Origin of the sequence: Variovorax sp. YR216, from assembly GCF_900107745.1 — a bacterium.
In the GTDB taxonomy this organism is placed as follows: domain Bacteria; phylum Pseudomonadota; class Gammaproteobacteria; order Burkholderiales; family Burkholderiaceae_C; genus Variovorax.
The window spans coordinates 1-25399 of record NZ_FNRO01000030.1 but is presented as its reverse complement, the minus strand read 5'-3'; the positions used below and the strand labels follow the sequence as shown (position 1 = coordinate 25399).

The window sequence follows — 25399 nt, the reverse complement described above, 5'->3', positions numbered from 1 at the left end:
ACGGAAAAGGATGGATTCATGCCGGATCCGACAAGGGTGGACCAGTGAAATCGCCGTTTGCAGTCTTCTGGGGTGTTTCGCTCGCATTGCTGTGCGCGGCTGCGCCCGCCGCGGAACTGGAGCTGCAAGGCAGCCGGCTCCTGGTCAGCGGCATGCTGGACGGCACCGCCATCAAGGCCTTCGAGGAGCAACTCGCGTCCGGCCACATCCGGACCGTCGTGTTCGAGAACTCGCTCGGGGGCACGCCTGAGGTGGCCAGCGAATTCGCCCAAGCCATCCGGGCCAACGGCGTCAACACCGAGGTCAAGGGGCAGTGTCATGCGGCCTGCGCCTATGCATTCCTGGCCGGCAAGGAGCACCGGTTCGGCCGCGGCTTCCAGGTGAACGGGCTGCTCATTCCGGTCGCGGGGCGGCCGCGCCCCGCCGATCTCGTGAGCCGATGGAACGGGGACGATGGCGTGCGGACCCTGTCGGATTTCATCGCCCCCCCTGCGGAAGTGGCGCCGACGGACACCGCCGCGGCCGCCACACCTGCACAGGCCAGCGCCGCGGTGACCGTCCAGGCCGCAGCGCCCAAGGAGCGTTGGCAGGCCAACCAGGGCGTGCTGTTCGTCTCGACGCCGACGCTGTTCGGCCGCGTCTACAACAGCTTTTACTGTGACGGAACGCAGGGACGCGACATGTCGCGGTGCGAACTGCTCTCCGATGCCGATCCGTACAAGCTCGGCGTCCTGACGCCCTAGCTAGGGCGCCGCATGCAGCCAGCCCGCGACGAGCGGGAAGCTGAAGAAAGCCGCCACGGTGGTCCAGAAGATGATCCGCGCGATGCGCGCGTTGTCAGCCCCGAATCGCTCGGCGAGCATCGATACGTTGCTCGCGCTCGGCAGCGCGGCGATGAGCACGATCGTGACCAGCGTCGACGGCGCCAGTGTCACGCCCAGCGCCATCGCACCGCGCGCGGCGCCGTAGACCAGGAGAGGATGCACCACCAGCTTGATCGCGATCACCGGGAGCACGTCCCGGAGGGGCGCCCGCGGCGGCGGCGCAGATGCGCTCCCCATGGCCTTGGCCACGACCGCGCTCGCCTGGTGCTCCCGCGCCAGCACCGAGGCACGCGCAAGGACCGCGCCGATGGTGAACAGCGCGACCGGCGAGGCGGCCTCCGCGAGCATCGTGATCGTGCGGTCCACCGCGGCCGGCAGGACCAGCCCGGTCGCGGAGGCGAGACCGCCCAGCACGATCGACCACGGCATGGGGTTCTGCGCGATGCCGCGCAGCGCCTGCCGCACCGCCTTGGCGCCACCGTGCTCATCCGCCCCGTCGAGACGCGACAGCGCGATGCACAGCGATGACGTCACGATCATGTCGAATGCGATGGTGATGATCGTCGGCGTCGCCGCTTGCGCGCCGAGGATCGCCACCAGTAGCGGGACACCCATGAAGCCGGTGTTGGGAAAGGCCGCCACCAGCGCCCCGAAGGCCGCGTCGTTCCAGCCGATGCGCCGGTTGCGGCTCAAGGCCACGGCCGCACCCACCACGATCAGCGCACAGAAGCCCCAGATCAGCACGACGCCTGCATCGAGCAACTGGGCGATCGGCGCGCCGGCACCGAACCGGAACAGCATGCACGGCAGCGCGAAGTACAGGACGAAGACATTCAGGCCCGGGATCGCCGCCAGCGGCAGCGCCCCGCCGCGCGCCGCGGCGTAGCCGGCTGCAATCAACGCGAAGAAGGGAACGGTGACAAGAAATATCTGCAGCACGCGGCGATTGTCCCTGCGTAGCGCCGCAGGGCGGGGAGCAGGCGACTAACGCAAAAAGCAGCGCGGGTCTAGCACAAATCAAGGCGCCGTCGACCTCGAGCCGACCCGTATCATTGCCCGCTTTGCGCCTCCCCGTTCCCTCCTTCCATGTCCTCCGGTCTCAATTTCGCGCAGCAAGAAGCGGTCAACTACATGCACGGGCCCTGCCTCGTGCTCGCAGGCGCGGGTTCCGGCAAGACGCGCGTGATCACGCACAAGATCGCGCGGCTGATCCAGGCGGGCCTCGAGCCCAAGCGCATCGCCGCCATCACCTTCACCAACAAGGCCGCCGCCGAAATGCGCGAGCGTGCCAAGGGGCTGATCGGCCGCGATGCGAAGAACGTGGTGGTCTGCACCTTCCACGCGCTCGGCGTGCGCATGATGCGCGAGGACGGCGCGGTGCTCGGCCTCAAGCCGGCCTTCAGCATCCTCGACGCCGATGACGTGGCGAAGATCCTCAAGGACGCCGGTGGCACCAGCGACCTGGCGACCGCACGCATCTGGCAGTGGACAATCAGCAAGTGGAAGAACATGGGCCTGAACGCCGCGCAGGCCGAGGCCCAGGCGGCCGACGACAACGAGCGGATCACCGCACGCATCATGGCGCGCTACGAGGAGCGCCTCGTCGCCTATCAAAGCGTGGATTTCGACGACCTGATCGGCATGCCGCTCAAGTTGCTCAAGGACTTCGACGAAGTGCGCGCCAAGTGGCAGGCTGCACTCGGCCACATCCTGGTCGACGAATACCAGGACACCAACGCCACCCAATACGAAGTGCTCAAGGCGCTGGCGGGTGAACGCGGCCGCTTCACTGCGGTGGGCGACGACGACCAATCGATCTACGGCTGGCGCGGCGCGACGCTCGACAACCTCAAGAAGCTCCCGGTCGACTACCCCAACCTCAAGGTCATCAAGCTCGAGCAGAACTACCGGAGCACGAGCGCGATCCTTCGCGCGGCGAACAACGTGATCGGGCCGAATCCCAAGCTGTTCCCGAAGACGCTGTTCAGCGAGCTCGGCGAGGGGGAGCCGGTGCGCGTCGTCGACGCGGACAACGAGCAGCACGAGGCGGAACGCGCGGTGGCGCGCATCCAGAGCCTGCGCGCCGGCGACGCGAGCTCGCAGGGCCAGCAGTTCCGGGAGTTTCGCGACTTCGCGATCCTCTATCGCGCGAACCACCAGGCCCGGGTGTTCGAGCAGGCGCTGCGCAAGGCGCAGATCCCATACAAGGTCTCCGGCGGACAGAGCTTCTTCGACCGCGCGGAAATCAAGGATCTCTGCGGCTGGTTCCGGCTCTGGGTCAACAACGACGACGACCCGGCCTTCCTGCGCGCGGTGACCACGCCCAAGCGCGGCATCGGACACACCACGCTCGCGAGCCTCGGTACGTTTGCGAGCCAGTACAAGCTCAGCCTGTTCGAGGCGCTGTTCAGCCCCTCGCTGCCCAGCGTGATGCCCAAGCGCGCGCTCGATGGCCTGCATGAATTCGGCCGCTACATCAACGACCTCGAATACCGGGCGCGCCGCACCACGGGCGCCGAGGACTCGCGTGCGTTCCTCGCCGAGTGGCTCAAGGAAATCGAGTACGAGAAGCACCTCTACGACGGCGAGGACAGCGAGCAGGCCGCGGCCAGCCGCTGGACCAACGTGCTCGAGTTCTGCGACTGGATGTCGCAGCGCTGCGGTGGCCAGATCGACGACGCCTCCGGTGCAACGATGGAGAGCGAGCGCAAGAGCCTGCTCGAAGTGGCGCAGACGATCTCGCTGCTCTCCACCATCAGCGAGCGCGAGCAGGAGCAGAACGTGGTCACGCTCTCCACCCTGCATGCCTCCAAGGGCCTGGAGTGGCCGCACGTGATGCTGATCGGCGTGAACGAAGGCCTGCTGCCCTTCAAGCTCGACGACGACAACGGCCGGCAGGAGAAGGTCAGCGAAAGCACGCTGGAACGGCTGCAGGAAGAACGGCGGCTCATGTATGTGGGCATCACGCGCGCGCAGCGCAGCCTGGCGGTGAGCTGGACCAAGCGCCGCAAGCAAGGCCGCGAGATGGTGGCCGCGCAACCAAGCCGCTTCATCGCCGAGATGGCGCTCGACAAGAACACGGTCCGCGAGGACCCGCGCGAAAAGCTCAAGGCCCTGCGCGCCGAGTTCGCCCGGAAGGTCAAGGACAACGCAGCTGCGGCCGCCGCGGCATCGGCGCCATGAGAGGCGCCCTGCTCGCCTGCCTGGCCGCGGCATGCCTGCTCATGGGCGGCAACGCATCGGCGCAAGGCACATCGCCTGCCGCTCCCGCGACCGGCTGCCCGGCGACCGCTTCGGACATGCCGCTCGAAGCGCTCTTCGGCACATGGGAGGCGCGCTTCGAAGGGCTGCCCGGCGTTGCCAAGGTGCAGCTTGCGAAACACCCCGACTACGCCGGCGTGCGCGGCACGATCACGCGCAGCGGGGGCGACGCGCCTTCGAGCACCGCCCAGCTTGCAGGCGATGTCGACGAGGACGGCGATCTGAGCCTCGACGAATCGATGGATGGTCGCTCGATCAGCGGCGTCTGGCTGGGACAACTCCAGGCCGCCTCCTGCGGCAAGGAATTCAAGGGAATCTGGCGCAACGCCGCGGACGAAAGCACGCACCCCTTCGTGCTGACCAAGATCAACGACAACACCGGGAAATGACGATGAAGGTGGATATTCGCATCCTCTCTTTCGTGACGCTCATCGGGGGGCTCGGCGCGACCTCGGTGCAGGCGCAAGCCGTGGACAGGCCGCGCAGCCCGCTCGCCGATGCGCAACTCACCTGGCAGGAGTGCCAGCAGCTGACCGGCAACAAAGAAGCGCGCCTGGCGTGCTTCGACCGCTGGGCCCAGCAGCAGACGCTGCCCGCCGCGGCGGTGCCTCCGGCGCCGGCCGTGCTCGCCGAAACACCGCCGCCAACGCCGGTGGACGCCAGCGTGCCTGCCACACGCATCGTCTCGGTCGCAACCACCGACGGCTGCCGCGACAGGCAATACAGCTCGCTGTCTCGATTCTGGGAACTGGAAGCCGGCACCGACTGCGGCACCTTCGGCTTCCGCGGGTACCGTCCGCTCAACGTGTCCCTCGGCGTGGCGGCACAAGACCCGGAGACCCCGACCTCCCCGGCGCCGGGCCGCAATGGCGTGGATCGGCCTTACCAGGCGCAGGACATGCGCATCGGTCTTTCGCTGCGCACCAAGCTCGCGCAAGGGCTGCTGACCGGCGACGACCCGAACAAGCGCGATGCGCTGTGGTTCGGCTACACGCAGCAGTCGACCTGGCAGGTGTTCAACGGAGAGCTCTCCCGTCCGTTCCGCACCACCGATCACGAGCCGGAGTTCATGTACTCCTACCCGACCGACTACAAGCTGCCCGGCGGCTGGCGGGTGCGCTACACCGGCCTCGGCCTGAACCACCAGTCGAACGGCCAGGACCTGCCGCTGTCGCGGAGCTGGAACCGCATCTACCTGATGGCCGGCGCCGATCTGGACGACCGCTACATCATCACGGGACGCGTCTGGAAGCGCATCTCCGAAGACGGCTCGGTGCACATCGATCCGGCCAAGGACGACAACCCGGACATCGAGGACTACATCGGGCGCGCCGAAGTCAAGGGCATCTGGAACTTCGATCGCAACAACCAGTTCGGCGTCACGGTGCGCAACAACCTGCGCCCGAGCGGCAAGGGCTCGATCCGCCTCGAATGGCTGAAGGCGATCGGCGACCCGGCGCGCAGCAACCTGCGCTTCCACACGCAACTGTTCTACGGCTACGGCGACACGCTGATCGACTACAACAAGAAGCGCACGGTCTTCATGGTGGGCGTGAGCCTGGTGGACTTCTGAGGCCCTACCAGGCCGCCTCGCGCTCGGGCGTCGCCGAGATGCGGTGGATGGAGATGTCCGCGCCGTCGTACTCTTCTTCCTGGGTGAGGCGGATGCCCACGGTGGCCTTGAGCGCGCCGTAGACAGCCACGCCCGCCACGGCCGCCCAGACGACGCCGATCGCGACGCCGATCAACTGGGCGATCAGGCTGACACCGCCGATCCCGCCCAGCGCCTTGCTGCCGAAGATGCCGGCGGCGAGGCCACCCCAGGTGCCGCACAGGCCATGCAGTGGCCACACGCCGAGCACGTCGTCGATCTTCCACTTGTTCTGCGTCAGGGTGAACATCACCACGAAGATCGCGCCAGCCACGCCGCCAACCACCAGCGCGCCCAGGGGATGCATCAGGTCGGAGCCGGCGCAGATGGCGACCAGCCCCGCCAGCGGCCCGTTGTAGACGAAACCCGGATCGTTCTTGCCGAGCGCGAGAGCGACAAGCGTGCCGCCCACCATCGCCATCAGCGAGTTCACTGCGACGAGGCCGGAGATCTTGTCGATCGTCTGCGCGCTCATCACGTTGAAGCCGAACCAACCGACGCACAGCACCCACGCACCCAGCGCGAGGAAGGGAATGTTCGACGGCGGATGCGCGCTCAGCGAGCCATCGCCGCGATAGCGATTGCGGCGCGCGCCGAGGAGCAGCACCGCTGGAAAGGCCAGCCAGCCACCCACGGCGTGCACCACGACCGAACCTGCGAAATCGTGGAACTCGCTGCCGGTGACCGAGGCGATCCACGCCTGGATGCCGAAGGCCTTGTTCCAGGCAATGCCCTCGTAGAACGGGTAAACGAACCCGACGATCACCGCCGTCGCGACGAGCTGCGGCCAGAACTTTGCGCGCTCGGCGATCCCGCCCGAGATGATCGCGGGGATCGCCGCTGCAAACGTCAGCAGGAAGAAGAACCGCACCAGTTCGAAGCCGCTCTTCGCGGACAGGGCTTCCGCGCCGACGAAGAAATGCGTGCCGTAGGCCACCCCGTAGCCGACGAGGAAGTACACGACCGTCGACACCGAGAAGTCGACGAGGATCTTGACCAGTGCATTGACCTGATTCTTCTTTCGGACTGTGCCGAGTTCGAGAAAGGCAAAGCCGGCGTGCATGGCGAAGACCATGATGGCGCCAAGAAGGATGAAGAGCGCGTTCGCGCCCTGAGTTAGTGCGTCCATGGAGAGCTTGCGAAGGGGATTGTCTTGTTGTGGTGCGATTCGCCTGATTTGTGCGAATGCCCGCCTGTCGCAAGCAAAAATGGTGCCGGATTGGCTCGGATATGGTGCCGAGTGATCCACTCCATGGCGCCGTGCACCGAAAACGTCGCTCGGGTTTGGTGCGCCAGAAAGCGAAAACCCCCGAATCCTTTCGGATTCGAGGGTCTGATGATTTGGTGGCCTGGGGCGGAATCGAACCACCGACACGCGGATTTTCAATCCGCTGCTCTACCAACTGAGCTACCGGGCCTTGGTATGAAGCCCTCGATTATACAGTGCTTCGGCGCCCTCTCGAAAGGTCGACGCCAAGTTGCTTCAGTTTTCTGTAAAGGTGGGTGCGCTCGAGCCCCGTCTTTTCGGCGACGCGGGTCATGGAACCGTTCTCCATGGCGAGGTGGAACTCGAAGTAGGCCTTCTCGAAGCCGTCTCGCGCATCCCGCAGTGGACGATCGAGGTCGAAGCTTTGCGTGGATTGCGGGCCGGTCTCCACCGCGACCGCCTGCGGCGCCGATGGCACCAGCGTGCTGTCGCCGACGGTCGTGACCACCGCGGAAAAACTGTTCGCTGGCGGCACCACGCTGGCGGCGGCGCGGCGCGCGCTTTCGCGCGCCAGGCCCTGCTCGACGGCTTTCAGAAGCTTCTGCAGCGTGATCGGCTTTTCGAGGAAGGCGAAGGCGCCGATGCGCGTGGCATCGACGGCGGTGTCGATGGTGGCATGGCCGCTCATCATCACCACGGGCATGCTCAGCAGGCCTGCGGCCGACCACTCCTTCAGCAGCGTCACGCCATCGGTATCGGGCATCCAGATGTCGAGCAGCACGAGGTCGGGGCGGGCCCGCTGTCGCGCGGCTCTGGCCTCGGCTGCGTTCTCGGCGAGTTCGACGTTGTGACCTTCGTCGTTGAGAATTTCAAAGAGCAGGTCTCGGATGCCCAGCTCGTCATCGACCACGAGGATGTTTGCCATGTCTTTGAGGTGTGCGCCGATGTTTGTCTAGTTGGTGATGTGCCCGAAGATCTGATCGATGGATCGCCTGCAGTGTGCTCAGGTCGCGGATGACTTCGAATCTTCTGTGTGAGTAACCGCTCCCTGCGGCCCCCCTGCAAGCGCAAATGATAACGAGACTTGTGCACCAACCACAGCCCCATCGACGACACGGTTCGAAAGTTCGATGCGCGCGCCGTGTTCGTCGGCGATCTTCTTGACGACCGCGAGTCCCAGGCCGGTGCCCTTCGCCTTGGTCGTGACGTAAGGCTCGAAGGCGCGCTTGAGGATGTGCTCTGCGAAGCCGGCGCCGCTGTCCTGCACCGTCAGGCGCACGCGCTGGCCGGATTCGGCGAGACGGGTGCGGATGACGACCTCGCCGGCATGGCCTGTCCGGCCGGCGTTGACCTCCGCCGCATCCTGGGCGTTCTGCAGGAGGTTGTGAATGACCTGCCGGATCTGCTGGGCGTCGGCGCGGATCGGGGGGCAGCGCTCGTCCAGTTCCGGCCGCAGGGCGACCGAGGCGTTTTCCGCCGGGTAGAGATGGAGGATGTCGGTCACGAGCGCATTGATGTCGACAGCCTTCAGGTCGGCCGCCGGCAGCCGTGCGTAGTCGCGGAACTCGTTGACGAGCCGCTTCATGGCATCGACCTGGTCGACGATGGTCTTGACGGACTTGGTCAGTACCGTCTGCTCGGGCGCGGCGACCTTCCCGGAGAGCTTCATCTCGAGCCGCTCGGCCGAGAGCTGGATCGGAGTCAGCGGATTCTTGATCTCGTGCGCGAGCCGACGCGCGACTTCGCCCCAGGCCTGCGCGCGCTGCGCAGAGACGATTTCGGAAATGTCGTCGAACACCAGCAACCGGGTCGCCCCGGGAAGCTCGGCGCCGCGGGCGACGATGTTGATCGTGTCCTCGACCATGGCGTCGCCCGCGGCGTGCAGTTCGAACGCATGCTGCCAATGGTCGAGGCCGTGCTGAAGGCGCTCCACCTCGAAGTCGTCGAACTGCTGCTGCACGCCCTGCGCGAAGTCCGAAAGGCCCGGCACGTCGGACAGGCGCTGGCCTTCGTACGCCGCCAGCGGCGCACGCAAGACGCGCGTGGCGCCCGGGTTGGTCGAGGCGATGACGCCATCCGCATGGAGCACGATCACGCCGGAGGTCAGGTTGTCGAGGATGGTCTGCAGATTGGAACGCGCGGCATCCAGCTCGCCCATGGTCTTTTCGACCGCGCCTCGCGCCTCGGCGAGCTGCTGGGTCATGACGGCGAACGAGCGGGTGAGACCGCCGAGTTCGTCCTTGCCCTGCAGCACGACGGTTGGCCGCAGGTCGCCGCCGGCCACCTGGCGCACGCCGTCGGCCAGTACCAGCAAGGGCCGGGCAAGCTGGTTGCCGAAGAGGACGGCCAGGAGCACCGCGCCGAAGACCGCCAGGAAGAGCGTCAGCGTGAGCGTGCCGATGTACATCCGGCGCAGGCCCTCGCGTGCGAGCGCTCTCTCCTGGTATTCGCGGTTGGCCTCCTGCACCGCCAGCGCGTTGGCGACCACTGCGGGCGGCAGAGGTTGCGTCACCTGCAGGAAGCGGGGCTCGGTGTTGAACTCGAAGCCCTGCCGCTGCACGAGCGCAATCGCGCGGACGCTCGCCGGCGGCGGCGCGGCACCGCCTGGGGCGGGGATTTCGTCGAGGCCCTCGATGTGCGCGATGGCCCTGTCGGCGCGCACCTGCCGCAGTTGCTGCGACGTGGGACGCTCGGGGCTGAGCTGAAAGCGCGAGGCGCCGGCGCCGGCGATGAGCTGGCCGCTGCTCGACCACAACACGACATCGGTGGCGCCCAACTGGTCACGGATCCGCTCCAGCACCAGCCCGGCGCCCGCATCCGACACGTTGGCCAACTGCGCGCCAGACGCCTTGGTCTTGTTCATGAGGTCCTCGGACAGCGAGTCCAGCGTGGCCCGCCCGAGGTTCAGGCCCGCATCGAGCGCGCCTTCCACCTTGACGTCGAACCAGCTTTCGATGGACCGCGCCACGAACTGATAGGACACCACATACACCAGCACGCCCGGCACGACCCCCACCAGCGCAAAGATGGCTGCCAGCTTGACCAGCAGGCGGCTGCCGAACTTTCCCTGGCGCAGCCGGCTGAGCAGCCGGTAGGCAACCCATCCGATCACGAGGACGAGCACCACCGCCACGACCACGTTGATGCCAAGCAGCCGCTCGTAATTGCGCTCGTAGAACGCGCGATTGTTGGTCGCCTGCGCAAGAAGGAACATCAGCACGAGGCCGATGGCAGTGACCATCGCCGCACCGACGCCGATGGCCCATCGGACCGCGCGCGAACGCCGCGCCGCCGGCGACTTGGAGCCGCCGCGCGATGCGATGCTCACTTCGCCTTCTCCAGCGGCAGGCGGGCGCTCTTCTCGATGGAGATGTTCCAGTCGGGCTGGCCCCCGAGGCCACCGATCTGGAACTGGAACGGCCGCGGCAGTTGCGAGGTGTCGAGGCGGAAGCGGAACGTCACCGGATGCTCCTGCGCGTCGCCGATATCGGACAGATCGCCCAGCCGCATCCGCCCAACCCGCCGCACCCCATCGAGGGCGTCGGCGAGGGTGTCGAAGTTCTGGTTCAGCGAAACGCCGAACCCGGCATTGGTGATGGGTACGGGCGACACGTTGAGACGCCACCGCCGGCTGAGCGGCTGGTAGGCGAGTCGCATGTGCCGCACGGCTTGTGCGACTTTAAGGTCAGTCCAATACCAGCGTTCGCGGTAGACCTCGGCCTCGGCGACGAAATAGATGGCGATGCCCTTCTCCAGCACCTCCTCGACCAGCGTCGGCAGTTCGAACTGGACCTGGGCGCTGAGGTAGATCCCGTCGTCTGCCTGCTCGAGCCGCATTTGGGTGACGGATGCGCCATGCGCGTCGGCTTTCACGGCGCCGGGGAACCACGCGAGACACCAGGCGACCACAAGCAGCACGGCCAGTCGGGCCGGGAAGCATCGGTCAGCCCTTCTGTTTTTCCAGCAGGGCGAAGAAGAAACCGTCGTGATCACCCAACGGATTGTCCGGGAGCCCACGCGCGTTTACCCCGATTTGAGGCAGCAAATGACCCGGCGAAGGCAGTAAACGGCCGTCTTTGTTGCGTGCAAAGAACGCCTCGATTTGGTGCACGCCTTCTTCCTTAAACACCGAGCAGGTGCAATACAGCAGGCGGCCGCCCGGACGGACCAGGGGCCAGAGCGCCTGCAGCAGCATGGCTTGCTCGAGCGCCAGCTGTTCGACATCGCTCTCGCGGCGCAGCCATCGCACGTCAGGATGGCGCCGGACGATCCCGGAGGCCGTGCACGGGGCGTCGAGCAAAATGGCGTCGAAGGGCACGCCGTCCCACCATTCGGCCGGCCGGGAGGCATCGGCCACCACCACCTTGGCGCGCATGCCAAGCCTCGCGAGGGTTTCATCGATGCGCCGGCTGCGCGCCGGATCAACCTCGAGCGCGGTGACTTCGATGTCGCCGGGAGCGGCCGTTTCGAGGAGATGCGCCGTCTTGCCACCGGGCGCTGCGCAGGCATCCAGCACGCGAAGCGGTGCGCCGCCAGCGCGAAGACCGGCCATCAGAAGCGGCGCGGCGATCTGCGCCGCGGCGTCCTGCACCGAGCATTCGCCGTCGGCAAACCCAGGGAGCTGCTGCACCGGCCGCGCACGTGCCAACTGAATGCCGCTTTCGCCGACAGGAAAGCCTTGCAGGCCAGCGGCGGTCAACTTGTGGAGATAGCCGTCGACGCTGCCCTTGCGGAGGTTGACGCGAAGGGTCATTGGCGCCTGCGAATTGTTGGCAGTGAGCACACGCTGCCAATCGCGCGGGTGGTCGCGCTTCAGGCGCTCGATCCACCAGCGGGGGTGGTTCCACTGCGCGACCGGCTCACGATCCGTTGTGGCGATCAGCTCTTCGCGGTCCCGGAGGAAGCGCCGCAGGCAGGCATTGATGAAGCTCGCCTGCGCGCGGGTTTCCGGATTGCGCTTGGCCGCTTCGACGGCCTGGTCGACCAGGGTGAACGGCTCGTAGGGCGAGCGCGCCGCGTCCCACGCGAGCGCGAGCGCGGTGCAGAGCAGCGCGTCCGCCGCGGGGGGCGGCGTGCGCTTGGCAAGCTGGCGACGCAGCGCCTCGGCGCGGCCGAGCCAGCGCAGCGCCTGGAAGCCCAGGGCCTGGACGCCCGGCCGCAGCGAAGGCTCCACCGCTTCGAATGCGACGGAGCCCGAAACCCCCGCGCGGATCGAAGCCAGCGCGGCGGCGGTCAAGTGCAGCTGGCGCCACAGAGGCGGCGAAACAGAATTGGGATGGGAAAGGTCTGGCAAATCGGGTCGATGGTAATTGGGTGATGCGTCAGCCACGCAACACTGGGGATCAGCGCAGCGGGGCCGCTGCCTTGAGCTGCATGATCCACGCCACCAGCACCGCCGGAAAGTCGGCGATTGCGGCGTTGTATTGGGTCACGGCGAGATTGAATTGCGCCCGGGCCATCTCCGCGGCCGCCGACGGTTCCGGCCAGGCGATGGGTATCGAGACTTCGGCGCCTTCCCCGTGACCCTCGAGCGACGCGGGCCGCGACAGGGTTCCGTCAGCGTCGAAGCTGACCACCGCATCGGGATGGAGGCGCTGCCAGGCCGCGAGCATGACGTGCATCGCCGTGCTCATCGCCGCCATGCCCGCAGGGTTCAATGGCCTGAGGCGCGTGGCAGCGAGCAGCGTGGAGAGCTGGTTCGCCGCAGCCCGCACCGAAGCGCTTGGCGACTCGAGCGGCGTGGCGGACGGCTCCTCCTCGGCCACACGGGCGAGCACGAAGTCGAGCTGCCGGACCAGCGCCGCGTCGAGCACCGCATACGCCTGCAGCGCGGCCGAGCGCAGGCGCATCAGCCGGTTGTAGGCGCCCACGAACCAGAACAGCGCGATCGCACCGGCAATCCAGTAGGGCAGGGATTCAGGCATGTCCGGCATCTAGTGCGCACCCAATAAAAAGCCCCCGATCCGCGGGCGGAAAGGGGGCAGTTGGGGACCGGTCATGACCGGCGATGCTACTACCGCTTATTCGGTTGCAGCACCTTCGCCAGCGTCGACCGTCACTGTCGCATCATCGGCCGCGGTGGAGCCGGACAGCTCAGCCGCCTCGGCTTCGGCGATGGCGCGGCGCTCGGCCTCGTCCATCGCGTCCTTCGCCTTGCGTGCCTGGTGGTACGCCATGCCGGTGCCTGCGGGGATCAGGCGGCCGACGATGACGTTTTCCTTCAGGCCGCGCAGCTCGTCGCGCTTGCCCATGATCGCGGCTTCGGTCAGCACGCGCGTCGTTTCCTGGAACGATGCGGCGCTGATGAAGCTGTCGGTCGAGAGCGATGCCTTCGTGATACCCAGCAGCAGGTTCGTGTACGTCGCGGGGATCTTGTCAGCGGCGCGCAGGGCGTCGTTGGTGTTGAGCATCTCGCTGCGTTCGACCTGTTCACCGGCGATGTAGCTGGTGTCGCCCGGGTTCTCGACCACGACGCGGCGCAGCATCTGGCGAACGATCACCTCGATGTGCTTGTCGTTGATCTTCACGCCCTGCAAGCGGTACACGTCCTGCACTTCGTCGACGATGTAGCGCGCCAGTTCTTCGGAGCCCAGCAGGCGCAGGATGTCCTGCGGATCGGCCGGGCCGTCGACGATCGACTCGCCCTTGTTCACCACCTGGCCTTCGTGCACCAGGATGTTCTTTTCCTTCGGCACGAGCTCTTCCCAGACCTTGCCTTCCGGGTCGGTGATCTGCAGGCGGACCTTGCCCTTCGTTTCCTTGCCGAACGACACGGTACCGGTCATCTCGGCCAGCATGCCCTTGTCCTTCGGCGAACGGGCTTCGAACAGCTCGGCCACGCGCGGCAGACCGCCGGTGATGTCGCGGGTCTTCTGGCCTTCGACCGGAATCCGCGCCAGCACTTCGCCGGGGCCCACGTCCTGACCGTCACGCACCTGGACCAGTGCGCCGATCGGGAAGCCGATCGTCACGGAGTGGTCGGTGCCGGGGATCTTCACCTCGGCGCCCGAGGCGTCGATCAGCTTCACCTGCGGACGAACGACCTTGGCAGCGCCGCGGCGCTTGGGGTCGATCACGACCAGCGTCGACAGGCCGGTGACTTCGTCCACCTGCTTGGCGACCGTGAGGCCTTCCTCGACGTTCTCGAACTTCGTCTTGCCGGCGAATTCCGTGATGATCGGGCGCGTCAGCGGATCCCAGTTGGCCAGCACGTGGCCCGCCTTGATCTGCTGGTCGGCCTTCACCGTCAGCGTGGCGCCGTACGGCACCTTGTGGCGCTCGCGCTCGCGGCCGTGTTCGTCGTGGATGACGATCTCGCCCGAACGTGCAATCACCACCAGCTCGTTCTTGCTGTTGGTCACGTAGCGCATCGTGGCATTGAAGCCGATCACGCCGTTGGACTTGGCTTCGACGCTCGAGGCCACGGCTGCACGCGATGCCGCACCACCGATGTGGAAGGTACGCATCGTCAGCTGCGTGCCGGGTTCGCCGATCGACTGCGCCGCGATCACGCCGACCGCTTCGCCGTTGTTGACCAGGCCGCCGCGGCCGAGGTCGCGGCCATAGCACTTGGCGCACAGGCCGAAGCGGGTCGAACAGGTCAGCGCGGTGCGGACCTTGACTTCGTCGACGCCTTCGGCTTCGAGGGCTTCGATCGTGTCTTCGTCCAGCATGTCGCCAGCCTTCGCCAGCACGGCACGCGTCTCGGGGTGCAGCACGTCTTCGGCAGCCGTACGACCCAGGATACGTTCGCGCAGCGACTCGATGACTTCACCGCCTTCGACGATCGCGCGCATCACGGCGCCGTCCTGCGTGCCGCAATCCTGCTCGATGACGACCAGATCCTGCGTCACGTCGACCAGACGACGGGTCAGGTAACCCGAGTTCGCGGTCTTCAGCGCGGTATCGGCCAGGCCCTTACGGGCACCGTGGGTGGAGATGAAGTACTCCAGCACGTTCAGGCCTTCGCGGAAGTTCGCGGTGATCGGCGTCTCGATGATCGAGCCGTCCGGCTTGGCCATCAGGCCCCGCATGCCGGCCACCTGGCGGATCTGCGCGGCGGAACCACGAGCACCCGAGTCGGCCATCATGTAGATGGAGTTGAAGGACTCCTGCTCCACTTCCTTGCCGTTGCGGTCGATGACCTTTTCCTTCGACAGCTTGGCCATCATGACCTTCGACACTTCGTCGCCGGCCTTGCCCCAGATATCGACCACCTTGTTGTAGCGCTCGCCGGCGGTCACGAGACCGGAGACGTACTGTTGCTCGATCTCCTTCACTTCCTTGGCCGAGCGGTCGATGATGCCGTGCTTTTCCGAAGGCACGAGCATGTCGTCGATCGCGATCGAGATACCGGCCTTGGTCGCGAGGCGGAAGCCGTTCTGCAGCAGCTTGTCGGCGAACACGACGGTCTCTTTCAGGCCGCACTTGCGGAACGAGACGTTGATGAGCTTGGAGATTTCCTTCTTCTTCAGCGCCTTGTTGATGTTCGAGAACGGCAGGCCCTTCGGCAGGATCTCGGACAGCAGCGCGCGGCCCACGGTCGTGTCCACGAGCGAGGTCGAAGGCGTGAACGCGCCCGTTTCCTTGTCCTTCGTGTACTCGGTGATGCGCACGCTGACCTTGGCTGTGAGCTCGACCACGCCCGCGTCGAGCGCGCGCTGGACTTCGCCGATGTCCGAGAACATCAGGCCTTCGCCCTTGCCGTTGATGCGGTCGCGGGTCGTGTAGTACAGACCCAGCACCACGTCCTGCGACGGCACGATCGACGGTTCGCCGTTGGCCGGGAACAGCACGTTGTTGGAGGCCAGCATCAAGGTGCGGGCTTCCATCTGCGCTTCGACCGACAGCGGCACGTGGACGGCCATCTGGTCACCGTCGAAGTCGGCGTTGAACGCCGCGCAGACGAGCGGATGCAGCTGGATCGCCTTGCCTTCGATCAGGATCGGCTCGAAGGCCTGGATGCCCAGGCGGTGCAGCGTCGGTGCGCGGTTCAGCATCACCGGGTGCTCCTTGATCACTTCTTCAAGGATGTCCCACACCACCGGCGTACCGGATTCGACTTCCTTCTTCGCCGCCTTGATGGTGGTCGCGATGCCCATGGCTTCGAGGCGCGAGAAGATGAAGGGCTTGAACAGCTCGAGCGCCATCAGCTTCGGCAGGCCGCACTGGTGCAGCTTGAGCGTCGGGCCCACCACGATGACCGAACGGCCCGAGTAGTCGACGCGCTTGCCCAGCAGGTTCTGGCGGAAGCGGCCGCTCTTGCCCTTGATCATGTCGGCCAGCGACTTGAGCGCGCGCTTGTTGGCACCCGTCATCGCCTTGCCGCGACGGCCGTTGTCCAGCAGCGAGTCGACCGCTTCCTGGAGCATCCGCTTTTCGTTGCGGGCGATGATTTCCGGCGCCTTCAGTTCGAGCAGGCGGCGCAGGCGGCTGTTGCGGTTGATGACGCGACGGTAGAGGTCGTTCAGGTCGGAGGTCGCGAAGCGGCCGCCGTCCAGCGGCACCAGCGGACGCAGGTCCGGCGGCAGCACGGGCAGCACGTCGAGCACCATCCACTCGGGCTTGATGCCCGACTTGCGGAAGGCTTCTAGCACCTTGAGGCGCTTGGAGTTCTTCTTGACCTTGACTTCGGAGCCGGTCAGGTCGCCGCGGAGCTTTTCGATCTCGGTATCGAGTTCGATGCCCATCAGCAGGTCCTTGATGCCTTCGGCGCCCATCTTGGCGATGAACTCATCGCCGTATTCCTTGCGCTTCGCGTCGTAGTCGTCCTCGGACATGATGCTGAACTTCTTCAGCGGGGTCATGCCGGGGTCGGTCACCACATAGGCTTCGAAGTACAGCACGCGTTCGATGTCGCGCAGCGTCATGTCGAGCACGAGGCCCAGACGCGACGGCAGCGACTTCAGGAACCAGATGTGCGCGCACGGTGCGGCCAGGTCGATGTGACCCATGCGCTCGCGGCGCACCTTGGTCTGCGTGACTTCGACGCCGCACTTCTCGCAGATCACGCCGCGGTGCTTCAGGCGCTTGTACTTGCCGCACAGGCACTCGTAGTCCTTGATCGGGCCGAAGATCTTGGCGCAGAAGAGACCGTCGCGCTCGGGCTTGAACGTGCGGTAGTTGATGGTCTCGGGCTTCTTCACCTCGCCGAAAGACCACGAACGGATCTTCTCGGGCGAAGCCATGCCGATCTTGATGGCATCGAAATGCTCATCCGGGGTGAACTGCTTGAACAGGTCGAGTAGCGATTTCATAAGACTCTTTCCCCTTTTCGATTACGAACGCTCGAGCTCGATGTCGAGACCCAGCGAACGGATTTCCTTGACCAGCACGTTGAACGATTCCGGCATGCCGGCTTCGATCGAATGCTCGCCCTTGACGATGCTTTCGTAGACCTTCGTGCGGCCTTGCACGTCGTCGGACTTCACGGTCAGCATTTCCTGCAGGACGTAGGCGGCGCCGTAGGCTTCGAGCGCCCACACTTCCATTTCCCCGAAACGCTGGCCGCCGAACTGCGCCTTGCCGCCGAGCGGCTGTTGCGTGACCAGCGAGTACGGGCCGGTCGAGCGGGCGTGCATCTTGTCGTCCACCAGGTGATGCAGTTTCAGGAAGTGCATGTAGCCGACGGTGACCGGACGCTCGAAGCGCTCGCCGGTACGGCCGTCGTACAGGTACGCCTGCGTGCGGGTTTCGGTCAGGCCCTTGAGCTTGGCGATGTCGTCCGGATAGGCGAGCTTCAGCATGCCGCGGATTTCCTCTTCCGAGGCACCGTCGAACACCGGCGTCGCGAAAGGCACGCCCTGCGACAGGTTCTGCGCCATTTCGAGCACGTCGGCATCGGAGAGCGCGTTGAGCTCTTCCTTGCGGCCCGAGCCGTTGTAGAGCTCGTCGAAGAACTTGCGCAGTTCCGCGATCTTGGCTTCCGCCTGCAGCAGGTCGCCGATGCGCTGACCGACGCCCTTGGCAGCCCAGCCCAGGTGCACTTCCAGCACCTGACCCACGTTCATCCGCGAAGGCACGCCCAGCGGGTTCAGGCAGATGTCGCACGGCGTGCCGTCGGCCATGTGCGGCATGTCTTCGACCGGAACGATCTTCGACACCACACCCTTGTTGCCGTGACGGCCGGCCATCTTGTCGCCAGGCTGCAGGCGCCGCTTGACGGCCAGGTACACCTTGACCATCTTGAGCACGCCCGCGGGCAGCTCGTCGCCCTGCGTGAGCTTCTTGCGCTTTTCTTCGAACGCGAGGTCGAAGCTGTGGCGCGTCTGCTCCAGCGAGTTCTTGATCGACTCGAGCTGCAAGGCCACATCGTCTTCCGCCGGGCGGATGTCGAACCAGTGGAACTTCTCGATCGACGACAGGTACGCCTTGTCGAGCTTCGTGCCCTTGGCCAGCTTGTTCGGACCGCCGTTGGCGACCTTGCCGGTCAGCAGCTTCTCGATACGGTCGAACGCGTCGGCTTCGACGATGCGCAGCTGGTCGTTCAGGTCGAGGCGGAAGCGCTTCAGTTCATCGTCGATGATCTGTTGGGCGCGCTTGTCGCGCGTGATGCCCTCGCGGGTGAACACCTGCACGTCGATCACGGTGCCTTGCGAGCCCTGGTCCACGCGCAGCGAGGTGTCCTTCACGTCGGAAGCCTTCTCGCCGAAGATCGCGCGCAGCAGCTTCTCTTCCGGCGTCAGCGTGGTCTCGCCCTTCGGCGTGACCTTGCCCACCAGCGTGTCGCCCGGCTGCACTTCGGCGCCGACATAGATGATCCCGGATTCGTCCAGGCGGTTGAGCTGTTGCTCGGCCAGGTTCGGGATGTCGCGCGTGATTTCTTCTGCGCCCAGCTTGGTGTCGCGGGCCATCACCACCAGCTCCTCGATGTGGATCGAGGTGTAGCGGTCTTCGGCAACGACGCGTTCGCTGATCAGGATCGAGTCTTCGAAGTTGTAGCCGTTCCAGGGCATGAAGCCGATCAGCATGTTCTGGCCGAGCGCGAGCTCGCCCAGGTCGGTCGATGCGCCGTCGGCGATCACGTCGCCCTTGGCGATCTTGTCGCCGCGTTTGACGATCGGACGCTGATGGATGTTCGTGTTCTGGTTCGAACGCTGGTACTTGATCAGGTTGTAGATGTCCACACCGACTTCACCGGCAGCCGCTTCCGCGTCGTTCACGCGGACCACGATGCGGGTCGCGTCGACATAGTCGACGACGCCGCCACGGGTCGCGGTCACGACGGTGCCCGAGTCGACCGCGGAAACGCGCTCGATGCCGGTACCGACGAACGGCTTTTCGGGACGCAGCACAGGCACGGCCTGACGCTGCATGTTGGCGCCCATCAACGCGCGGTTCGCATCGTCGTGCTCGAGGAACGGAACCAGCGACGCAGCCACCGACACGATCTGCGCGGGCGACACGTCCATGTACTGGACGCGCTCGGCGCTCACCAGGATCGATTCACCGGTTTCACGAGCAGAGACGAGGTCACCGGTCAGCCGGCCTTCCTTGTCGAGCGCGGCGTTGGCCTGCGCGATCACGTACTTGCCTTCTTCGATGGCCGACAGGTAGTCGATCTCGTTCGTGACCTTGCTGTCCACCACGCGGCGATACGGCGTCTCGATGAAGCCGTATTCGTTGAGGCGGGCATACAGGGCCAGCGAGTTGATCAGGCCGATGTTCGGACCTTCAGGCGTTTCGATCGGGCACACGCGGCCGTAGTGCGTGACGTGCACGTCGCGCACTTCGAAGCCGGCGCGCTCGCGGGTCAGACCGCCCGGGCCGAGGGCCGAGACGCGACGCTTGTGCGTGATCTCGGACAGCGGGTTGGTCTGGTCCATGAACTGCGACAGCTGCGATGCACCGAAGAACTCCTTCAGCGCAGCCGAGATCGGCTTGCTGTTGATCAGGTCGTGCGGCATCAGCGGCTCTTGCTCCGCCTGGCCCAGACGTTCCTTGACGGCCTTTTCGATACGGGCGAGACCGGTGCGGTACTGGTTCTCGGCCAGTTCGCCGACGCAACGCACGCGGCGGTTGCCCAGGTGGTCGATATCGTCGACTTCACCACGGCCGTTGCGCAGGTCGACGAGGATCTTGACCACGGCCAGGATGTCTTCGTTCGTCAGCACCATCGGGCCGGTCGATTCGTCGCGGCCGACCTTGGCGTTGAACTTCATGCGGCCGACGCGCGACAGGTCGTAGGTGTCCGGGTTGTAGAACAGACGCTGGAACAGGGCCTGCACCGCGTCTTCCGTCGGCGGCTCGCCGGGGCGCATCATGCGGTAGATCGCGACGCGCGCGGCGAACTCATCCACGGTTTCGTCGATGCGCAGGGTCTGCGAGATGTACGCCCCCTGATCGAGCTCGTTCGTGTAGATGCACTGCAGCTCTTGCACGCCGGCGGAACGCAGCTTCTTCAGCAGCGTTTCGGTGAGCTCGTCGTTGGCCTTGGCCAGGATCTCGCCCGAGTCCGGATCGACGATGTTGCGAGCGACCACGCGGCCGATCAGGAAGTCTTCCGGCACGCTGATGTGCGTCGTGCCCGACTGCTCGAGTTCGCGCGTATGGCGCGCCGTGACGCGCTTGTCCTTCGCAACGACGACCTTGCCCGACTTGTCGGTGATGTCGAAGCGCGCCACTTCGCCGCGCAGGCGCTCGGAGACGAACTCCATCTGCGCGCCGCTGTCCATGAGGCGGAAGTTGTCGTTCACGAAGAAGTTCGCGAGGATCGACTCGGGGTTCAGGCCGATCGCCTTCAGCAGGATCGTGACCGGCATCTTGCGGCGACGGTCCACGCGGAAGTACAGCATGTCCTTCGGATCGAACTCGAAGTCGAGCCACGAGCCGCGGTAGGGAATCACGCGGGCCGAGAACAACAGCTTGCCCGAGCTGTGCGTCTTGCCCTTGTCGTGCTCGAAGAACACGCCCGGCGAACGGTGGAGCTGCGACACGATGACGCGCTCGGTACCGTTGATGATGAAAGAACCCTTGTCCGTCATGAGCGGCACTTCGCCCATGTAGACCTCTTGCTCCTTCACTTCCTTGACCACCTTCGACTGCGGCGTCGACGATTCACGGTCATAGATGATCAGTTGCACCTTGGCGCGAACGGCCGAAGCGAAGGTCAGGCCCCGGGTTTGGCACTCGCGCACATCGAACGCCGGCTTGGCCAGGTTGTACTCGAGGAACTTCATCTCGACGAAACCGTTGTGCGAGACGATCGGGAACGCTGCGTGGAATGCGGCCTGCAGACCTTCCACGGTCCGCTTCTGCGGCGGGACACCCGCTTGCAGGAACGCGGTGTACGCGTCTTTTTGCATCTGCAGCAGGTAGGGGATTTCGACGACGCTGTCGCGGCTGCCGAAATTCTTTCGGATGCGCTTGCGTTCGGTGTAACTGTACGTGGACGTTTGGGCCATGAGAGCTCCGGTGCTTGAGATCTTCAGCGACTTGTCAGCCGCGCTTTCGCGCCGCTGCTTGGCGGCTGGCCACTACCAGCCGTTGGCGGACAGTGATGCGTTGCACATCACCCGAACCAAGGGGTCTTCTGTAGTCGGGGTCAGAAGACACTCAAAAATCGCTGGGGGAAGGCGACTTTTGAGTGCGCTCTGAAAGCGGCAAAGGCTGGAGGGCCTTTCGGCACACTCCAGCCCTCCAGGGAGACTGAATTACTTCAGTTCCACCTTGGCGCCAGCTTCTTCCAGCTTCTTCTTGGCGGCTTCGGCGTCTGCCTTCGGCAGGCCTTCCTTGACGGCCTTCGGAGCGGCTTCCACCAGGTCCTTGGCTTCCTTGAGGCCCAGGCCGGTGATTTCGCGCACGGCCTTGATCGCCGACACCTTGTTCGCGCCAGCGTCGAGCAGAACGACGTTGAACTCGGTCTTCTCTTCAGCGGCCGGGGCGGCGGCGCCACCGGCAGCAGCCGGAGCAGCCATCGCAGCGGCGCTCACGCCGAACTTCTCTTCGATGGCCTTGACCAGGTCGTTGAGTTCGAGGACCGTCATGCTGTCGAGCGCGGTCAGAAATGCGTCTTTATCGAATGCCATTTTTGTTTCCTAACAATTGGGTTGAATTTTTCAAACGCAAGGCTCAGGCGGCCTGCGCTTCTGCGGCGGGAGCTTCCGCCGGTGCTTCGCCACCACCACGCTTCTCGGCGAGCGCGGCCAGGACACGGGCCGTGCGCGAGATCGGGGATTGCATCAAGCCCAGCAGCTGTGCCAGCAACACTTCCTTGGAAGGAATGTTGGCCAGTTGCTTCACGCCGTCGACGTCCAGGGCCTTGCCACCGAATGCGCCACCGCGAATCACCAACTTGTCGTTGGTCTTCGCGAAATCGGCCACCACCTTCGCGGCAGCCACGGCGTCTTCGGAGAAGCCATAGATCAGCGGACCGGTCATCTGGTCACCGACGACCTCGAATGCGCTTCCAGCGACAGCACGGCGGGCCAGCGTGTTCTTCAACACGCTGAGGCTCACACCCTTGCTGCGCGCTTCGGTGCGCAGTTTGGTCATATCGGCGACCGTGATGCCACGGTATTCCGCCATCACGAGCGTTTGAGCTTTTGCGGCGAGGCTGGTCACTTCATTGATGACCGCTTCTTTCTCACTGCGATTCAGACTCAAGGTCTACTCCTTTTCAATGCGCCCCTCGACCGGAGTCTCGGAACGCGCTTCATGCAGCGACCAACTGTTCGGGAAACGAGTTCCTTTGCAGCGGGATCGCCATCTGCGCTGGCCGCTACACCGAGTGAAGCGATTAAGTACAGGCAATCCTGTACGCCAGCGGTCTTGGATGGCCCGAAGCCGCCTGAAGCAGCTTCGACCCACCACATCGCCCGACGACCTTTTGACGGGTCGCCAGGCAAATTCACATCAGCCCTGGGCGATGGTCTGCGTGTCCACGCGGACACCCACACCCATCGTCGAAGACACCGCAACCTTGCGCAGGTACACACCCTTGCTCGATGCCGGCTTGGCCTTGACCAGCGCTTCGATCAGCGCCGCGAGATTGCCTTGCAGCTTGTCGTTCTCGAACGAACGGCGGCCAATCGTGCCGTGGATGATCCCGGCCTTGTCGACACGGAACTGCACCTGGCCGGCCTTCGCGTTCTTGACCGCGGTGGCGACGTCGGGCGTGACGGTACCGACCTTCGGGTTCGGCATGAGACCGCGCGGACCCAGGATCTGACCCAGGGTACCGACGACGCGCATGGCGTCAGGTGCGGCAATCACGACGTCGAAGGGCATGTCACCGGCCTTCACCTGTGCGGCGAGGTCGTCCATGCCGACGATGTCGGCGCCGGCAGCCTTGGCTTCCTCGGCCTTGGCGCCCTGAGCGAACACGGCGACGCGCTTGGTCTTGCCGGTGCCGTTCGGCATCACGACCGCGCCACGCACCACCTGGTCGGACTTCTTGGCGTCGATGCCGAGTTGCACCGCGACGTCGATCGACTCGTCGAATTTCGCCGTCGCGGCTTCCTTCACGATGCCGAGCGCGTCAGCCAGCGCATAGAGCTTGTTGCTGTCGACCTTGCCTGCGAGGGCCTTTTGCTTCTTGGTGATCTTGGCCATTTACACGCCCTCCACATTCACGCCCATCGAGCGGGCCGAACCGGCGATGGTGCGAACCGCTGCGTCCAGGTCGGCCGCGGTCAGGTCCTTCATCTTGGTCTTGGCGATTTCTTCGAGCTGTGCGCGCGTGATCTTGCCGACCTTGTCGGTGTGCGGACGTGCGGAACCCTTCTCGAGCTTGATCGCCTTCTTGATCAACGTGATCGCCGGCGGCGTCTTGATGATGAAGGTGAAGCTCTTGTCGGCGAACGCGGTGATGACCACCGGCAGCGGCAGACCCGGCTCGACGCCTTGGGTCTGCGCGTTGAACGCCTTGCAGAATTCCATGATGTTCAGACCGCGCTGGCCCAGAGCGGGACCGATTGGCGGTGACGGATTGGCCTTACCAGCTGGCACTTGCAGCTTGATGAAGCCGACGATTTTTTTCGCCATGCTTTTCTCCTTGCGGGTATTGACGCCTTGGCCGTCTCGGCCTCAGCTCCCCGGGGTTGACGACTCTTTCCAACCTGAATTCACGCCGAGTCGGAGGGACGTGAACCGAAAAAAGTTCAAGGCCAGGGCGCCTGGCCTTGTCTTTACTTGCTTATGTCTTTTCGACCTGCGCGAACTCGAGCTCGACCGGCGTGGCGCGACCGAAGATCATGACCGACACGCGAACCTTGTTCTTCTCGTAGTTGACTTCCTCGACGGTGCCGTTGAAGTCGGTGAACGGACCTTCCTTGACGCGCACGAATTCGCCCACGACGAATTCGACCTTGTGGCGCGGCTTCTCGGTACCCTGCTGCATCTGGCTGACGATGTCCTCGACTTCCTTCTGCGAAATCGGGGCGGGGCGATTCTTCGCGCCACCGACGAAGCCCGTCACCTTGTTGGTGTGCTTCACGAGATGCCAACTCTCGTCGTCCATGATCATTTCGACCAGAACGTAACCCGGGAAGAAGCGGCGCTCGGTCGTACGCTTCTGCCCGTTCTTGACCTCGACCACTTCTTCAGTCGGGACGAGGATCCGGCCAAACTTGTCCTGCATCCCGGCGCGCGTGATGCGCTCCGTGATGTTTCGCTCCACGGCCTTTTCCATGCCGGAGTATGCGTGCACTACATACCAGCGGAAGTCAGGATTGGCGGCCGGAGCCAGCACATGCCCACCCTCCGGCGCAACGTCGATGGCGTCGTCAGTCATTACTTTCTCCAGCCCAGAATGAGATCAAAAAACACCCATTCGAGCGTCTTGTCGGTGAGCCAAAGGAAGATCGACATGATCGCCACGAAGGCAAACACGTACGCCGTCATCTGGATCGCCTCTTTGCGAGTCGGCCAGACAACCTTCTTGACTTCACGCCAGGAGTCGCGGCCGAACGCCAACAGCTGACGGCCACTCTCAGAACTCGCAAACACCCCGACGGCGGCAGCAAGCCCCACCAGCAAGGCGCCCCACTGCACCACCGGACCCTGGCGGGTCAGCAGATAGAACGCAGCAATGGCAGCCACGACCAGGACGACAGCCGTCGCCAGCTTGGCCTTGTCAGCACTGGTGCTTACGGTTTCGATTTGAGAAGAAGCCATCTTGGGCACTATTCCTGAAGCCTCTCGGCTTCCATTTCAATGCGTCTTCTGAGACGCCGAAGCCCGTCAGGGCATGACGGGCTTTTTGGGACCACCCTCAGGTGGCAGGGGCAGTAGGAATCGAACCTACAACCTTCGGTTTTGGAGACCGACGCTCTGCCAATTGAGCTATACCCCTCCGCGATTCCTAGATCAGATGTCGAGGATCTTGGCCACGACGCCCGAGCCCACGGTGCGGCCGCCTTCACGGATCGCGAAGCGCAGACCTTCTTCCATGGCGATCGGAGCGATCAGCTTGACCGTGATCGACACGTTGTCGCCGGGCATGACCATTTCCTTGTC

At 64.9% G+C, this 25399-nt stretch carries 19 protein-coding genes, 2 tRNA genes and 1 pseudogene; 4 read left to right on the top strand and 18 right to left on the bottom strand.

Translation table 11 applies throughout. The features are described from left to right. The first annotated feature begins 44 nt into the window (after positions 1-44). Positions 45-743, top strand: coding sequence for a hypothetical protein (locus BLW05_RS34170; protein WP_256330639.1), 699 nt, complete (start codon positions 45-47; stop codon positions 741-743). On the opposite strand, the gene BLW05_RS34165 is transcribed toward BLW05_RS34170, so the two are convergent. Further along, positions 744-1763, bottom strand: coding sequence for an AEC family transporter (locus BLW05_RS34165; protein WP_093169198.1), 1020 nt, complete (start codon positions 1761-1763; stop codon positions 744-746). Positions 1764-1910: 147 nt separating this feature from the next. On the opposite strand from BLW05_RS34165, the gene BLW05_RS34160 reads away from it, so the two are divergent. Genes BLW05_RS34160 through BLW05_RS34150 form a run of 3 tightly spaced genes read left to right on the top strand, consistent with a single transcriptional unit; the run spans position 1911 to position 5658 of the window. Beyond that, positions 1911-4007 carry an ATP-dependent helicase gene (locus BLW05_RS34160; RefSeq protein WP_093169196.1) on the top strand — a complete coding sequence of 699 codons (2097 nt, stop codon included), beginning with the start codon at positions 1911-1913 and terminating at the stop codon, positions 4005-4007. Then, positions 4004-4474 carry a hypothetical protein gene (locus BLW05_RS34155; RefSeq protein ID WP_093169194.1) on the top strand — a complete coding sequence of 157 codons (471 nt, stop codon included), beginning with the start codon at positions 4004-4006 and terminating at the stop codon, positions 4472-4474. The genes BLW05_RS34160 and BLW05_RS34155 overlap by 4 nt, the downstream gene beginning before the upstream one ends. A gap of 2 nt (positions 4475-4476) precedes the next feature. Then, positions 4477-5658 carry a phospholipase A gene (locus tag BLW05_RS34150; RefSeq protein WP_177142944.1) on the top strand — a complete coding sequence of 394 codons (1182 nt, stop codon included), beginning with the start codon at positions 4477-4479 and terminating at the stop codon, positions 5656-5658. A gap of 4 nt (positions 5659-5662) precedes the next feature. On the opposite strand, the gene BLW05_RS34145 is transcribed toward BLW05_RS34150, so the two are convergent. The 17 genes and pseudogenes from BLW05_RS34145 to tuf form a co-directional block, all read right to left on the bottom strand. Further along, a complete protein-coding gene (locus tag BLW05_RS34145) occupies positions 5663-6865 on the bottom strand; it encodes an ammonium transporter (RefSeq protein WP_093169190.1) in 1203 nt (400 codons plus the stop codon). A gap of 213 nt (positions 6866-7078) precedes the next feature. After that, a tRNA-Phe gene (locus BLW05_RS34140) sits at positions 7079-7154 on the bottom strand. 18 nt (positions 7155-7172) lie between these two features. Beyond that, positions 7173-7868: a response regulator gene (locus BLW05_RS34135; protein ID WP_093169188.1), complete on the bottom strand. Its 696-nt coding sequence runs from the start codon at positions 7866-7868 to the stop codon at positions 7173-7175. Positions 7869-7946: 78 nt separating this feature from the next. Beyond that, positions 7947-10184: a sensor histidine kinase gene (locus tag BLW05_RS34130; protein ID WP_093169252.1), complete on the bottom strand. Its 2238-nt coding sequence runs from the start codon at positions 10182-10184 to the stop codon at positions 7947-7949. 83 nt (positions 10185-10267) lie between these two features. Then, positions 10268-10858 (bottom strand): DUF4390 domain-containing protein, encoded by a 591-nt coding sequence (locus BLW05_RS34125; protein WP_371127018.1) that lies wholly within the window; start codon positions 10856-10858, stop codon positions 10268-10270. Between the two features lie 28 nt (positions 10859-10886). Beyond that, positions 10887-12179, bottom strand: a complete 1293-nt coding sequence (rsmB, locus tag BLW05_RS34120; protein ID WP_371127017.1) for a 16S rRNA (cytosine(967)-C(5))-methyltransferase RsmB — start codon at positions 12177-12179, stop codon at positions 10887-10889. Between the two features lie 106 nt (positions 12180-12285). Beyond that, a complete protein-coding gene (locus tag BLW05_RS34115; RefSeq protein WP_256330637.1) occupies positions 12286-12867 on the bottom strand; it encodes a LemA family protein in 582 nt (193 codons plus the stop codon). A gap of 96 nt (positions 12868-12963) precedes the next feature. Beyond that, a complete protein-coding gene (gene rpoC / locus BLW05_RS34110) occupies positions 12964-17199 on the bottom strand; it encodes a DNA-directed RNA polymerase subunit beta' (RefSeq protein ID WP_093169182.1) in 4236 nt (1411 codons plus the stop codon). Positions 17200-17220: 21 nt separating this feature from the next. Continuing rightward, positions 17221-21345, bottom strand: coding sequence for a DNA-directed RNA polymerase subunit beta (gene rpoB / locus BLW05_RS34105; RefSeq protein WP_093169180.1), 4125 nt, complete (start codon positions 21343-21345; stop codon positions 17221-17223). 249 nt (positions 21346-21594) lie between these two features. Beyond that, a complete protein-coding gene (gene rplL, locus BLW05_RS34100) occupies positions 21595-21969 on the bottom strand; it encodes a 50S ribosomal protein L7/L12 (protein WP_093169178.1) in 375 nt (124 codons plus the stop codon). A gap of 43 nt (positions 21970-22012) precedes the next feature. Next, positions 22013-22546, bottom strand: coding sequence for a 50S ribosomal protein L10 (gene rplJ, locus BLW05_RS34095; protein WP_093169176.1), 534 nt, complete (start codon positions 22544-22546; stop codon positions 22013-22015). Positions 22547-22795: 249 nt separating this feature from the next. Then, the gene (gene rplA / locus BLW05_RS34090) at positions 22796-23494 is read right to left on the bottom strand and encodes a 50S ribosomal protein L1 (RefSeq protein WP_093169174.1); all 699 of its coding nucleotides are present in this window, start codon (positions 23492-23494) and stop codon (positions 22796-22798) included. After that, the gene (gene rplK, locus BLW05_RS34085) at positions 23495-23926 is read right to left on the bottom strand and encodes a 50S ribosomal protein L11 (protein WP_028252759.1); all 432 of its coding nucleotides are present in this window, start codon (positions 23924-23926) and stop codon (positions 23495-23497) included. It lies immediately after the preceding gene. Positions 23927-24077: 151 nt separating this feature from the next. Then, positions 24078-24674, bottom strand: coding sequence for a transcription termination/antitermination protein NusG (gene nusG, locus BLW05_RS34080; RefSeq protein ID WP_093169172.1), 597 nt, complete (start codon positions 24672-24674; stop codon positions 24078-24080). Beyond that, complete coding sequence (gene secE / locus BLW05_RS34075) at positions 24674-25057, bottom strand: preprotein translocase subunit SecE (RefSeq protein ID WP_093169170.1); 384 nt, start codon at positions 25055-25057, stop codon at positions 24674-24676. Before secE ends, nusG begins: the two co-directional genes overlap by 1 nt. A 102-nt stretch (positions 25058-25159) precedes the next feature. Continuing rightward, positions 25160-25235, bottom strand: a tRNA-Trp gene (locus BLW05_RS34070). Between the two features lie 14 nt (positions 25236-25249). Beyond that, positions 25250-25399, bottom strand: a pseudogene (gene tuf / locus BLW05_RS34065) (elongation factor Tu); the annotation flags it as partial.

Excerpts from the sequence above, each read along its gene's own strand:
- rpoB (WP_093169180.1), bottom strand. The coding sequence starts at position 21,345 with ATGGCCCAAACGTCCACGTACAGTTACACCGAACGCAAGCGCATCCGA.
- BLW05_RS34150 (WP_177142944.1), top strand. The coding sequence starts at position 4,477 with ATGAAGGTGGATATTCGCATCCTCTCTTTCGTGACGCTCATCGGGGGG.
- BLW05_RS34115 (WP_256330637.1), bottom strand. The coding sequence starts at position 12,867 with ATGCCTGAATCCCTGCCCTACTGGATTGCCGGTGCGATCGCGCTGTTC.
- secE (WP_093169170.1), bottom strand. The coding sequence starts at position 25,057 with ATGGCTTCTTCTCAAATCGAAACCGTAAGCACCAGTGCTGACAAGGCC.
- BLW05_RS34130 (WP_093169252.1), bottom strand. The coding sequence starts at position 10,184 with ATGGTCACTGCCATCGGCCTCGTGCTGATGTTCCTTCTTGCGCAGGCG.
- BLW05_RS34145 (WP_093169190.1), bottom strand. The coding sequence starts at position 6,865 with ATGGACGCACTAACTCAGGGCGCGAACGCGCTCTTCATCCTTCTTGGC.
- rplL (WP_093169178.1), bottom strand. The coding sequence starts at position 21,969 with ATGGCATTCGATAAAGACGCATTTCTGACCGCGCTCGACAGCATGACG.
- nusG (WP_093169172.1), bottom strand. The coding sequence starts at position 24,674 with ATGACTGACGACGCCATCGACGTTGCGCCGGAGGGTGGGCATGTGCTG.
- rplA (WP_093169174.1), bottom strand. The coding sequence starts at position 23,494 with ATGGCCAAGATCACCAAGAAGCAAAAGGCCCTCGCAGGCAAGGTCGAC.
- BLW05_RS34135 (WP_093169188.1), bottom strand. The coding sequence starts at position 7,868 with ATGGCAAACATCCTCGTGGTCGATGACGAGCTGGGCATCCGAGACCTG.
- rplK (WP_028252759.1), bottom strand. The coding sequence starts at position 23,926 with ATGGCGAAAAAAATCGTCGGCTTCATCAAGCTGCAAGTGCCAGCTGGT.
- rpoC (WP_093169182.1), bottom strand. The coding sequence starts at position 17,199 with ATGAAATCGCTACTCGACCTGTTCAAGCAGTTCACCCCGGATGAGCAT.
- BLW05_RS34155 (WP_093169194.1), top strand. The coding sequence starts at position 4,004 with ATGAGAGGCGCCCTGCTCGCCTGCCTGGCCGCGGCATGCCTGCTCATG.
- BLW05_RS34160 (WP_093169196.1), top strand. The coding sequence starts at position 1,911 with ATGTCCTCCGGTCTCAATTTCGCGCAGCAAGAAGCGGTCAACTACATG.